This window comes from Candidatus Solincola tengchongensis (assembly GCF_015711935.1).
In the GTDB taxonomy this organism is placed as follows: domain Bacteria; phylum Actinomycetota; class Geothermincolia; order Geothermincolales; family RBG-13-55-18; genus Solincola_A; species Solincola_A tengchongensis.
This window is the reverse complement of record NZ_JACVJJ010000067.1, coordinates 7,501-20,351: the sequence shown is the minus strand read 5'-3', so window position 1 is coordinate 20,351 and position 12,851 is coordinate 7,501. Positions and strand designations below refer to the sequence as shown.

6 protein-coding genes, 2 rRNA genes and 1 riboswitch (1 of these 9 running past the window's edge) are annotated in these 12,851 nt (G+C 60.9%); of the genes, 7 read left to right on the top strand and 1 reads right to left on the bottom strand.

Annotated features, from left to right (window positions below):
• Positions 1-33: 33 nt before the first annotated feature.
• Complete coding sequence (locus H7007_RS05945; protein ID WP_287153862.1) at positions 34-2,457, bottom strand: PBP1A family penicillin-binding protein; 2,424 nt, start codon at positions 2,455-2,457, stop codon at positions 34-36.
• Positions 2,458-3,248: 791 nt separating this feature from the next.
• Positions 3,249-3,332: riboswitch (cyclic di-GMP riboswitch) on the top strand.
• Between the two features lie 230 nt (positions 3,333-3,562).
• Here H7007_RS05945 and H7007_RS05940 point away from each other — a divergent pair.
• From H7007_RS05940 to H7007_RS05910, 7 genes are all read left to right on the top strand, one after another.
• Positions 3,563-4,597, top strand: coding sequence for a hypothetical protein (locus H7007_RS05940; RefSeq protein WP_287153860.1), 1,035 nt, complete (start codon positions 3,563-3,565; stop codon positions 4,595-4,597).
• Positions 4,598-4,934: 337 nt separating this feature from the next.
• Positions 4,935-5,525 (top strand): TasA family protein, encoded by a 591-nt coding sequence (locus H7007_RS05935; protein ID WP_287153858.1) that lies wholly within the window; start codon positions 4,935-4,937, stop codon positions 5,523-5,525.
• Positions 5,526-5,628: 103 nt separating this feature from the next.
• Positions 5,629-6,264 carry a signal peptidase I gene (locus H7007_RS05930; protein ID WP_287153855.1) on the top strand — a complete coding sequence of 212 codons (636 nt, stop codon included), beginning with the start codon at positions 5,629-5,631 and terminating at the stop codon, positions 6,262-6,264.
• 530 nt (positions 6,265-6,794) lie between these two features.
• Positions 6,795-8,030, top strand: coding sequence for a tyrosine--tRNA ligase (tyrS, locus tag H7007_RS05925; RefSeq protein ID WP_287153853.1), 1,236 nt, complete (start codon positions 6,795-6,797; stop codon positions 8,028-8,030).
• Between the two features lie 381 nt (positions 8,031-8,411).
• Positions 8,412-9,960: ribosomal RNA gene (locus H7007_RS05920) — 16S ribosomal RNA — on the top strand.
• Between the two features lie 544 nt (positions 9,961-10,504).
• Positions 10,505-11,017 carry a hypothetical protein gene (locus H7007_RS05915; protein WP_287153852.1) on the top strand — a complete coding sequence of 171 codons (513 nt, stop codon included), beginning with the start codon at positions 10,505-10,507 and terminating at the stop codon, positions 11,015-11,017.
• 155 nt (positions 11,018-11,172) lie between these two features.
• Positions 11,173-12,851 (top strand): 23S ribosomal RNA (locus tag H7007_RS05910); it runs 1,344 nt beyond the window's last position.
• Together the 16S and 23S rRNA genes form the textbook arrangement of a ribosomal RNA operon.

Below are 12,851 nucleotides of genomic sequence, written 5' to 3'. Positions count from 1 at the left end.
TAATATGGTAAAAGTTACCAAGGGGAGGGCGATTCAGCCGCTCTTACCAATGGTGATGATGACCAGCGAACCTGCGGGGGCCGATGAGCCCCCGGCGGGGAACTGGTAGGTCACGATCCCTACGTGTTCGGGGTCGGTTTGATACACGACCTTGTAGGTGAACCCTGCGGACACCAGTTTCTCCTTGGCTGCCGTCTCGGTCATGTACAGGACGTTCGGCACCACGCCCTGCGGAGAGGGACCCCTGCTCACGGATATGGTCACCGTGGAGCCCGGGCTGACCATGGTCCCCGCCAGCGGGTTCTGCCCCACAACCATCCCCGCAGGAACGACGGTGGAGTTGACGTAGGTCACGTTGGGCACCAGGCCCGCCCCACGGATGGCGGCCGCCGCCACGCTCTCCTCCATGCCCGTCACCGCCGGGACGGCCACCTTCTGGCCCTCGGTGTGGATGTGGCAGTAGTCGGTGGGCTGTTCGCCGCGCCGGTAGGTCCTGGTCTCCGTGTGCGGGCAATAGGGGGTGGCCAGGAGCTGACTCTCCGTGCACACGGTGACCGTTACCATCTCCTCCTCGTCCTCCTCGCCGAACTCCGCTTTGGGGAAATCGGTAGGGGGGACTCCCTCCAGGGCCTTGAGCATGAACTTCCTCCAGATCTGGGCCGGGAAGGTACCCCCGTACACGGTTATGCCGTGGACGCTGCGCATGGGGATGAGCCCCTGGGGATAACCCACCCACACCGCGGCGGAGAGATCGGGTGTGTACCCGCAGAACCAGGCGTCGGCGTAATTGTCCGTGGTCCCCGTCTTGCCCGCCTGGGGGCGGTCCAGGCGTGCCGCCCTTCCCGTCCCGTGCTTCACGGCATCCTGGAGGATGGAGTTGACCACCGCGGCCACGTCCTCTCGCACCACCCGCTTGCCCTTGGGGCGGTTCTCAAGGATGACCTCCCCGTCGGCGTCGGTGACCTTGGTCACGCAGATGGGCTCGTAGTGTACCCCGTTGGCGGCCAATGTGCCGAAGGCGCTGGCCATCTCCAGGGGGTTCACCCCGTTGGTCAGCGCCCCCAGGGCAATGGCGGGATAAGGGTCCACCGGGGAGGTTATACCCATGGCCTTGGCCATCTGAGCCACTCTCTGCGGCCCGACATCCTTTATGAGCCTGGCGAAGACCACGTTGACCGAGCGAACGGTGGCGGTGTAGACGTTTATGCTCCCGTAACTCGACCCCTCGCAGTTGTTCACCTTCCACTTCGTCCCGTCGGGGAAGACCAGGGTGGTGGGAGAGGAGTCGTAGGTCTTGTAGGGGGAGATGCCGTTGCTGATGGCCGTGGTGAGCACGAATACCTTGAAGGCCGAACCGGGCTGCCTTCCTCCCTGGGCGGCGATGTTGTATTGCAGCTTGGTGAAGTCCCTGCCGCCCACCATGGCCTTGATCTCTCCCGTGCGGGGGTCCACGGCACACAGGGCGGCGCTGGGGTCGCCCGGGCGGTCCAGCGTGGTGGCGATGGCCTCCTCGGCATAGCGCTGCATGTTGAGGTCCAGCGTGGTATAGACCCGCAGCCCCCCCCGGAAGATTATGTCGTCCGGCGAGAGGTCCCCGAATCGGGAGCGCAGTTCATGGTCGGAGGCGAAGACGTTGTAGAGGTATTTTTTTACATATTCCACAAAATAAGGAGCCACCTGGCTGGGGGCTTCCTCGGGGATGGGCTGCACGACCACCGGTTTTTGCTTCGCCTGATCGGCCTCCTCCTGGGTTATGAATCCCAGCTCGGCCATCTTGTCCAGGACCAGGTTGCGCCGGCGCATAGCTCCTTCGGCGTTGGTGTAGGGGGAGTAATAGTTGGGGATGCGGATCACCGCCGCCAGGAGGGCGGCCTCCTCCAAGGAGAGCTCCGAGGGTTGCTTCCCGAAGAAGGTCTGGGAGGCGGTCTTCACCCCGTAGCATCCCTGTCCGAAATAGACGTCGTTGAGATAGAGCTCGAGTATCTTGTCCTTGGAGTACTTCCTCTCCAGCTTGTTGGCCAGGCTGGCCTCCTCCACCTTGCGCCAGTAGGTCCTCTCCTTACCGGTGAGGGTGTTCTTCACGTACTGCTGGGTGATGGTGGAGGCGCCCTGCACCACCTTTCCCTGTACCACGTTGGTCCAGAAGGCACGGGCGATGGCCTTCCAGTCCACACCGCTGTGGGAGTAGAAGCGTTCGTCCTCGATGGCGATGACCGCCTGGCGCAGGTAAGGCGATATCTGGTCCAGGGATATCTTTTCGCGGTGCTGTTCCCCGTGCAGTTCGGCGATGACCGTGCCGTCGGCGGCCAGTATCTTGGAGGTCTGGTCCATGCGGTGCTTCTCCAGCTGGGAGAGACTGGGAAGGCCCACGCCGGTATAGAACCAGGCCAGGAAACCTCCGGCAAGCAGGACCAGACACAGGAAGACGATCAGCGATATGCGCAGGAATACTCGCATGGCACTACCTCTTGACGACCCGGTCCTGCCTCGATTCTACCCTTATGCTACCCTTATGAATAGACAGTGGGAAGCAGGCCGGGGTTCCCAGGTCGGCGCATCCTCCACCCTCTCACGGCGCTCTCAGGCGTTCCCGGCCATCTTCTTTTCGCTAATCGGACTTCTCCACTGCCGGCTTTCTATCCTTCCCTTCCCGGGAGACGATCGCGGGGAATGAGGTGCAGGTGCTGCGAGGAGGGTTCTAGGTTCCAAGTGGGATATAAGTAAACCGGGGCGACCCGGAAAAAGACGGGCATCCGGTTCGCCTCCCGTTCCCGGCCCCATTCACCGCTTCCGTGACTTGCCCGGAGGCGACCTACCTCAGTGTGGAGCCCGCTTCCCAGGGGACAGGAAACGCCACCGACCGGGCACCATCCCTCGAGCAGCGGAAGAGACGACCGAAAGGCGAGGTGCCCGGCAGGAGCAGGATTTCCGGAACCATGCGAGGTCTCGCCCGAGACATATTTTTAAATGGCATGGAGAATCCTTCGTAAATCGAGGACGAAAAGAAGAAAAGGGAGGTATGGAACGAGAGGCTTGCCCGAGCCGTGCCGGCTTACGGTCGCCGCGCTGGGTTAAAAGAGATGGAATTTCACCGCTCAGGAAGATCGAAATCCAAGTATGAAAATGCCCATATGCTTGTTATGCTTGATAATTTATGGAAAATATGTAAAAATTTCATCACAATTGTAGGCTGAACTTCGGGCGAAAGGGGCATCAACGAAAAGCATCTTCCATCTTTCTTGACCAGTTAGCGTTAGGAAGCTGTGAACCCCGGTTTGAAGTCTGGTCACCTGAACCGGGAGGAGCTAGTGGTGAAACCGGCCTGAACGGGAGACGTTCTGGTCGGTTTTATAAATTATTAAGCGGCTTATGGGGGTGAAAAGGCTTTAAAAGATCGCGTTAGGGTGTGGGGATGAAAAGAGGGGAGATATTCTTCGGGGTGATCGATTAAAAAGGAGGGGCAGCTGCCACTGCCCCTAGGCACACCATGAGCCCGGCTAGGCCTTTAGTGCACCCATTTTTATTTTAATACATACGTCTCAAAAGGGGAAGGTGGTAAGACGTGAAGTCCTCCTCTGGAAAAACGCTTGCGCGGCGGAAGAAGAGCCATACGTTTTCCGACGTGGGCTGGGAGGAGACGTTCCTCAACGGGCGCAAGACGATCGGTTGCACCCTCCTGGCGCTGCTTTTCGCTTTGACGGCATCCCTTGCCTATACGGAGAGACTGGCGCCCACCATGGCCCTCTGGAGCGACACGGAGGAACTCGTGGCCGTGATCAGCATCCAGGGCGTGGAAATGCCCGGCGTCTTGAATGAGGATGCGCCCGTTCTGCTTTTCGTGGAACCCTTGACGCTTTACGCGGGAACCTTCGCCGAGGTTGTCGTTACCTGCAGCAACAACCCGGGTCAGGGTTTCGCGATCTCCATGTGGAACGAGGTGGCTTCGCTCCAGCCCTCGCAGATGAGGGCGCTGAGCGACGGCCGGTTTCTCTGCACCTTCGATTTAAGGGATGTGGGAGCGGGAGTCTTCACCCTGACCCTGCGAACGCCCGAAGGGAAAGAGGCGTCCCTTCCCTCATGCCTCACCGTCCTCGTGCCGGACTCGGGAGGTGGGGGTGCGGCCTCACCGGGAAGGGAGGGGAAGGGGGGCGGGGGCGGCGCCGTGTCGCCCACCCCCGGCGACCCGGCACGGACTGCGCCGTCAGGCGGTAACGGCACCCCCGCGTCACCGGACCGGCCCCCATGGGAAGGCCCTGTAGACGACGCGAGCCCGCCGAACGGGGGGCAGGACCAAAAGCCGCGCGGCGACGAGCCGACCCCGGGTGGCATCGGGGGCTTCAAGGTGACCCCTTCCGTGGTCAACGCGGCGCTCTCCGTGGAGCTGCTGATCGAGGGAGGGGTCTTCCGGACCGGCTGGCAGGCCAGGCTGACGAGAAGCGGATATACCGCCTGGAGCGTGTCCTTTGCCGTTCTTTCCGAAACCCAAGTGCGTTGTGGGTTCAACCTCCTGGACCTCGCACCCGGGGTCTACAAGCTCGAGATCACCGATTACCGGGACCACGTCATTTATTGCATCGGGTATGTGAAGGTGATCTGAGGAGAGGGGGTGACGGAAAGCGGGTACACGTCGCACGGTGTGAGCAAGGCAGGAAGAGCACATGGTGAGCCCGGCTAGGCCTTTCGTGTACCCGCTTTCCTTTTTGGAACACGGTTTGTGGGAGAAGTGGCTAGGGGGCGACGCGCTGTGCTAACGGCCCCTCGAGGCCAGAGGTCGAACATCCCACGCCGTTTCGCATCACGGCGCCGGTAGCGTGGCGAAAGGAGGTGATGAGACGAAAGACCCAGCAGAAAGCGTGGCGCCGTTGCGGTTGTCGAGAGGATGGAAAGCGCTCGATTCATGGGGGAATACATCGAGCGGCGGAAAGGAGGAAAGGATGAAGAAGGTACTCCTGATCGGAGTGGTCATCGCCCTGGCGACGACCATGGTGGGACTGGGAGTGCACGCGCAGTTCCAGGACACCGAGGCGGCCTCGACCACCTGGAAGGCCGGTAAGCTCGACCTCAAGGTGAACGGCGGAGACAGGCCCATCGACATCATTATCGAGAAATGCCTGAAGCCCGGCGATGAGGGCCCCTGTTTTGGTTACACCTATTGCCTCACTAACGAGGGATGCGTGAGCGGCGAGCTCGACCTGACGGACATAGTGGTCACGGAGGACGAGAATTGCCTCATCGAGCCCGAGGCGGAAGCAGGAGACACGACCCCCGATGCGGGCGAGCTGGGCGAGCACATCAAGATAAGGCTCACGCTGAAGTCCTCTCTCTGGGGGAGCCCGAAGCTCATCTACGAGGGGTTGTTGAAGGACATACAGCCGCACTATGACGTCGACGAGATGCTTCCGCAGCACGATTACGACTTCATAATCGAGGGCTGGTGGTGGCCGCAGTCCTCCACGGACAGCCAGGCGATGACCGACGTCGTGAAGCTCAGCATGAAGTTCCAGCTCCAGCAACTCCCCGACTGAGGTTGAGGAACCCTAGCAAGGCACGTTGTCCCTCTCTCCAACCCGGGTGGTCGCCACCCGGGTTGGAGACCAATACTAATCACAGAGGAAGACACAGAGGAAGATGACACAGAGGAAGATGGTGATGGGCATGGTGAACGAGGCATGGGCGAGGTTGCAGGGGATGGCGCGGAACAGGCTTGTCCGGAAGTTGTCAAAGGTGCTGGGATGGGCCGCCACCCTGGCGCTGTTCGGCATCCTCCTCCTCACCAGTTTCCTGATGGTCGCCCCCCTCTTCGGGCTGCAGACCTACACGGTGCTCTCCGGGTCCATGGAGCCTGCGCTAAAAGTTGGGGGGATCACCGTTTGTAAGATGGTCCCCGTGCGCGAGATAGAGGTGGGGGACATCATCGCCTTTAACAACCTCGAGGGCGTGAAGATAACCCACCGCGTGGTAAGCGTCGCGGAGGAGAACGGCACGATGATGTTCCGCACCAAGGGGGACGCCAACGAGGAGGAGGACCCCAACGAGTTCTCCATAAACGGCGACAGGGTGCACAAGGTCATCTTCCACATCCCGTACCTGGGATATTTCTATGGTTTTATCCGAGAAAATTTCATCTACCTCGCCGTGACGTTCCTTTCGGTCACCGTTCTCCTGGCGCTCTTCAGGAGAGAGAAGGGCATTGCATTGGCCGCATCCCACGGCGAGAGGAAGGCCGTGTCGACCAAGGTCGATCTTCTTGACCCCGACGGGTAAAGGCGGGTATTGGCACTCCTGATGCGCCACGCAAGCGCGGTCGTCACGAAGGCTTGGGGTCTCCTTCCCGGTAACGGGTCGGAGATGCAACGCCCTCCGAGCCGGTGAGTGCGCTTGCCCCAACCGAAGGCCGGCCCGTTTTCCTCCGTCGTCCAAGGGAGTCCGGGAACCTCAGGGCCCTTCCGCAGCGGTGGGAGGGCATCCCTCATTCCTGGGAGTTGGTGGGCGAAACAGCACGTTCGTCTCCCGACGACCTTCCGTGACCTGTGATCGCCTCCCCATCGAGAGGTCCGCGATTCGAGAGGTCCGTGTTCATGCCATTCTTGACAATCTGCTTCATTCCTCGCCCCCTTCATTCGGGTTGCCTCCGTCGATCCATGCTTTATCCGGTTCACGGCGAGAGCTTGAACGGGATATATTCGGCATTCCCCTGCGGTCGCGGTTGTGGCTTGCGCACTACCCAAAGCGGAGGAGGTGCTGATATTCTATGTCCTGAACGAGTTCCCGGATGATGGAAACAGGAGCGAGTGATGGCACTGGTCAAGGACCTGGACTACCAGATGGAGGTCATCCTCTCCGGGGCGGTGGACTGCCTTCCGGAGGGGGATATGCGGGCCAAGGTGGAGCGATCCATCGCCGAGGAACGGCCTCTGCGCGTGAAGTTCGGGGTGGACCCCACCCGGCCGGACCTGCACCTGGGCCATGCCGTCCCTCTACGCAAGCTCCGCCAGTTCCAGGACCTGGGGCATACCGCCATACTCCTCATCGGGGATTTCACGGCTCGGGTCGGTGACCCCTCGGAGCGCGACGTCACCCGCCCCCAGCTCTCCGCCGAGGAGGTGCGCGCCAATGCCGAGACCTATGCCCAACAGGCCTTCCGCATCCTGGACCGGGAACGCACGGTCCTCGAGTACAACAGCCGTTGGTTGGCCCCCCTGACCTTCGAGGAGCTTTTGCGCCTCACCTCCCACTTCACCGTGGCGAGGCTCCTGGAGAGGGACGACTTCGCCAGACGATATGCGGACAACGTCTCCATAGGGCTGCACGAGTTCCTCTACCCGGTGATGCAGGCCTACGATTCGGTGGCCCTCCGTGCGGACGTGGAGATCGGAGGAACCGACCAGATCTTCAACCTCCTGGCGGGAAGAGAGCTGCAGAGGGCGTTGGGCCAGGAGCCCCAGAGCGTGCTCACCCTCCCCATCCTGGTGGGCCTGGATGGGGAGAAGAAGATGTCCAAGAGCCTGGGCAACCACGTGGGCCTCACCGATCCGCCGGAGGAGATGTTCGGCAAGCTAATGTCCCTTGACGACCGGTTGATGCCGGATTACTTCCGGCTCACCACCGCCCTCGAACCCGCGGAGGTGGAATCCCTCCTCCGCGAGTTGGAATCCGGGGATCTCCACCCGGCCAGGGCCAAGAGGCGCCTGGCCCGCGAGGTGGTGAGGCTGTACTGGGGGGAGGAAGCCGCCGACGCGGCGGAGCGGTCCTTCGACCGCGTCTTCGTGGAGCGGGAGTTGCCGGAGGAGATACCCGAGGTCTTCGTCCCCGACGGGGAGCTCGTGGAAGGGCGGATCTGGCTGCCCCGCCTCCTGGTCCTCGCCGGGTTGGCCTCCTCCACCAGCGAGGGGAGGAGGCTCATAGTTCAGGGAGGCGTGAAGCTGGACGGGAGGGAGGTCTTGGACCAGGAATACGAGGTCCAGGCAAGGGATCTCGACGGGCTGGTCATCCAGAAAGGGAAGCGGCATTTTCGCAGGATAAAGCGGTAAAAAGAAGCTGCATTCCGTTTGACACCGACCCCTCCCGGTGCTAATATGAGAATTGCGGCGAGAGCCGTCGGGGGACGAACCCGATTGAAATGAAGGAGGCGGTAATCCGGACGCTTGAAGAGAAGAGAAGCGAAAGTAGGCCGGATGCCGCTCCAAGAGCGGTATTTTTAATCCGCATTTATTGACAGGGATAATCGAGAGTGCTACCTTGTAGCCTTGTTGAAACGGCGCTGAGCCATGTTCCTTGAAAACTAAACAGCGTTTCAGGTGGAGAGAGAGTGCTCCCATGAATTCCGTTCCGGTCCGTCCTCGGACGGACTGCGGCCGGTAAGGAGCCCGGATACGTTCTTCGACGCATGTAAGTCCGCAAGGACTGCATTTTGGTCGGAGAGTTTGATCCTGGCTCAGGACGAACGCTGGCGGCGTGCCTAACACATGCAAGTCGAGCGGACCTGTCCCGGCTCCTCGGAGTTGGGGCGGGTTAGCGGCGAACGGGTGAGTAACACGTGGGCAACCTACCCCGAAGACTGGGATAACCCCGGGAAACCGGGGCTAATACCGGATACCTTCCCACCACCGCATGGTGGAGGGAAGAAAGGTTGGCTTCGGCCTTCCGCTTCGGGATGGGCCCGCGGCCCATTAGCTAGTTGGTGGGGTAACGGCCCACCAAGGCGACGATGGGTAGCCGGCCTGAGAGGGTGTCCGGCCACACTGGGACTGAGACACGGCCCAGACTCCTACGGGAGGCAGCAGTGAGGAATATTGCGCAATGGGCGAAAGCCTGACGCAGCGACGCCGCGTGGACGATGAAGGCCTTCGGGTTGTAAAGTCCTGTCAGGAGGGACGAAGCGGCCTCGTGCCGTGACGGTACCTCGGTAGGAAGCCCCGGCTAACTACGTGCCAGCAGCCGCGGTAAGACGTAGGGGGCTAGCGTTGTCCGGAATTACTGGGCGTAAAGAGCTCGTAGGCGGTTCGTTAAGTCGGGTGTGAAAGCCCTCGGCTCAACCGAGGAACTGCACTCGATACTGGCGGGCTAGAGTCTGGTAGAGGGAGGTGGAATTCCCGGTGTAGCGGTGAAATGCGCAGATATCGGGAGGAACACCGGTGGCGAAGGCGGCCTCCTGGGCCACGACTGACGCTGAGGAGCGAAAGCTGGGGGAGCGAACAGGATTAGATACCCTGGTAGTCCCAGCCGTAAACGATGGGCACTAGGTGTGGGGGGTTACCAACTCCCTCCGTGCCGAAGCTAACGCATTAAGTGCCCCGCCTGGGGAGTACGGCCGCAAGGTTAAAACTCAAAGGAATTGACGGGGGCCCGCACAAGCGGCGGAGCATGTGGCTTAATTCGACGCAACGCGAAGAACCTTACCAGGGCTTGACATGCACTCGAAAGCCGTGGAAACACGGCCCTCCTTCGGGACGGGTGCACAGGTGGTGCATGGCTGTCGTCAGCTCGTGTCGTGAGATGTTGGGTTAAGTCCCGCAACGAGCGCAACCCCTGTCGCATGTTGCCAGCGGGTAATGCCGGGCACTCATGCGAGACTGCCGGTGTCAAACCGGAGGAAGGTGGGGATGACGTCAAGTCATCATGCCCCTTATGCCCTGGGCTGCACACGTGCTACAATGGCCGGTACAGAGGGCTGCGATGCCGCGAGGCGGAGCGAATCCCAAAAAGCCGGTCTAAGTTCGGATTGGAGGCTGCAACTCGCCTCCATGAAGTCGGAGTCGCTAGTAATCGCGGATCAGCAATGCCGCGGTGAATACGTTCCCGGGCCTTGTACACACCGCCCGTCACACCACGAAAGTCGGCAACACCCGAAGCCGGTGAGCTAACCCGCAAGGGAGGCAGCCGTCGAAGGTGGGGTCGGCGATTGGGGTGAAGTCGTAACAAGGTAGCCGTACCGGAAGGTGCGGCTGGATCACCTCCTTTCTAGGGAGTGCCACCCGGGTGGAACCCGGGGCACGAGACACAAACGTATCCCTCTCTCCCCTGGCGCTGTTTAGTTTTGAAGGAACGGCGCATAGGCGCCGTTTCTTTTGTCCAGGCCCTGAAGGCCGGTTGTGATAATCGATCGACCGCCGATTAGAGACGGCCGGTTTCCGGCATGCCCGGGGATGGGGCAGGTCCCTGGGCCAGCCGAGGGTTTGCTGCGGGCCTCGCAGTGGAAGAATAGAAAAAGCCACAACCTGCCCCAGAGGATCGTGGGCGGAGGGAGGCCAGATGAGGATTCGCGGTACGAGCCGGCGACGCAGGAGCTACGCCGGTGAATGATGCCGGATGGGTTCGAGCGGGTGTCGGCGGCGGGCTGGACCGTATGACCGTTGTGCCGGATTCGGAGATTGCCCCATCCTGCGGGCCCCGGAAAAGGGCATGGCTAGATAAGGAATTCAGTTGCGGCTGTCGAATAAAGGATTTAGATGGTTAGACGCCAATCTATGAGTATTGGGAAGAGTCGGAAGAAAGGAGCGTGAAAATGGTACAACAACCGCCTGGACCGCCCGGAGGGATGCAGCCGCCTCCACCGCCGCCGGGGATGCCACCCCAGGCCCCCATGGGAAGGCCGAGGCCGCAGCTGGACACCTCCAAGCTGCCCATCCCCGACATTGTGGTTGCCGGAGGTTCGCTACTGGCCCTGATCTTCAGCTTCCTCCACTGGTATAAGGTGGAGATCTTCGGCTTCGGCATTGGGGCCTCGGGCAGGGGAGGCTATCAGAACTGGCCCATGATCATCTACCTCCTGCTGCTCATCTTCGCCGGCTTCTTCGCCGCCAACGAGATGGCCGGTTTCGTGGACATCAACCTTCCGCTGGGGCCCATCTACCTCATCTGGTCCATAGCGGGGACCTTCTTCACCCTGCTGGCCTTCGTCATCCGCCCCGGCGACTGGGACTACGTGAAGATGAACTGGGCGATATGGATCATCATGATCATCATCTCCCTGATCCCCATCGTGGGCGGATTCATGAAGGTACAGCAGAGCAGCTAGGGGGTGGGGATAAAAAGGGGAAAAACCTCCCTGACACCTATTGACCTTAGGCGTATAATTAAGATAGGATTCGACTTTGGGCGCGCCGTTGAGGTGCGCCCAAGCAACTGGTGATCGCACCTTGAAAACTGCACAGTGATCGAAGAGGTTGTTTTAACCAAGCTACTAAGGGCATACGGTGGATGCCTAGGCGCCAGGAGCCGATGAAGGACGTGGTAGGCTGCGATAAGCTCCGGGGAGCCGCCGAACAGGCTTTGATCCGGAGATCTCCGAATGGGGGAACCCACCGGTGGTAATGCGCCGGTACCCACGCCTGAACACATAGGGCGTGTGGAGGCAAGCGGGGGAACTGAAACATCTAAGTACCCCGAGGAAAAGAAAGCAACCGCGATTCCCTGAGTAGCGGCGAGCGAAACGGGAACAGCCCAAACCCGGCGGATGCATAAGCCCGCAGGCGTTGTCCGTCGGGGGTTGTAGGACCCGCCAGGTGTCGCTGCGGAGGCACCAGGGAGTTACAAAACCCGTCTCTAGTCGAAGGGTTCTGGAAAGGCCCGCCACAGAGGGTAACAGCCCCGTAGGCGAAAGGGACGGGTCTCCCGGCGGTGATCCTGAGTACGGCGGGACCGGGGAAATCCCGTCGGAATCAGCGGGCACCACCCCGCAAGGCTAAATACTCCCTGGCGACCGATAGTGGACTAGTACCGTGAGGGAAAGGTGAAAAGCACCCCGGGAGGGGAGTGAAATAGAACCTGAAACCGTATGCCTACAAACCGTCAGAGCGGCTTCGTGCCGTGATGGCGTGCTTTTTGTAGAATGAGCCGGCGAGTTACCGGTACGCAGCGAGGTTAAGGGGAAGACCCGGAGCCGTAGCGAAAGCGAGTCTGAACAGGGCGTTTAGTTGCGTGCCGTAAACCCGAAGCCGAGTGATCTACCCATGGGCAGGTTGAAGCGAGGGTAAGACCTCGTGGAGGACCGAACCCACTTCGGTTGAAAACGGAGGGGATGACCTGTGGGTAGGGGTGAAAGGCCAATCAAACTCGGAGATAGCTGGTTCTCCCCGAAATAGCTTTTGGGCTAGCCTCGGGTGTTCAGCCGTGGTGGTAGAGCACTGATTGGACTAGGGGCCTTCACCGGTTACCAAACCCAGTCAAACTCCGAATGCCACGGCTCCAGAACCCGGGAGTCAGACCGTGGGGGATAAGCTCCATGGTCGAGAGGGAAACAGCCCAGACCGCCAGCTAAGGCCCCCAAATCCGGGCTAAGTGGGAAAGGATGTGAAACCGCACAGACAGCCAGGATGTTGGCTTAGAAGCAGCCATCATTTAAAGAGTGCGTAATAGCTCACTGGTCAAGTGGTTTCGCGCCGATAATGTAGCGGGGCTCAAGCCCGGTGCCGAAGCTGCGGCACTGCGCCCTCCGGGGTGCGGTGGGTAGGGGAGCATTCCCTGTGGGGCGAAGTCGACCCGAAAGGGCTTCCCGTAAGGGATTAATCGATGGACCGCAGGGAAGAGAGAATGCCGGCATGAGTAGCGAGAGACGGGTGAGAAACCCGTCCGCCGAAAGCCCAAGGGTTCCTGGGGAAGGTTAATCCGCCCAGGGTTAGTCGGGACCTAAGGCGAGGCCGAGAGGCGTAGTCGATGGACAACCGGTTTATATTCCGGTACCACCGGCCGGCGCTTGAGCGATGGGGGGACGCGGAAGGATAGGCGAACCGCGGCGCTGGTAGACCGCGGGCAAGCGTGTAGGGCGCCGCCGAGTCAAATGCTTGGCGGCATCAAGCCTGAGGCGTGATGCCGACCCGCCTTTAGGGGAAGTCGCTGAATCCATGCCGCCG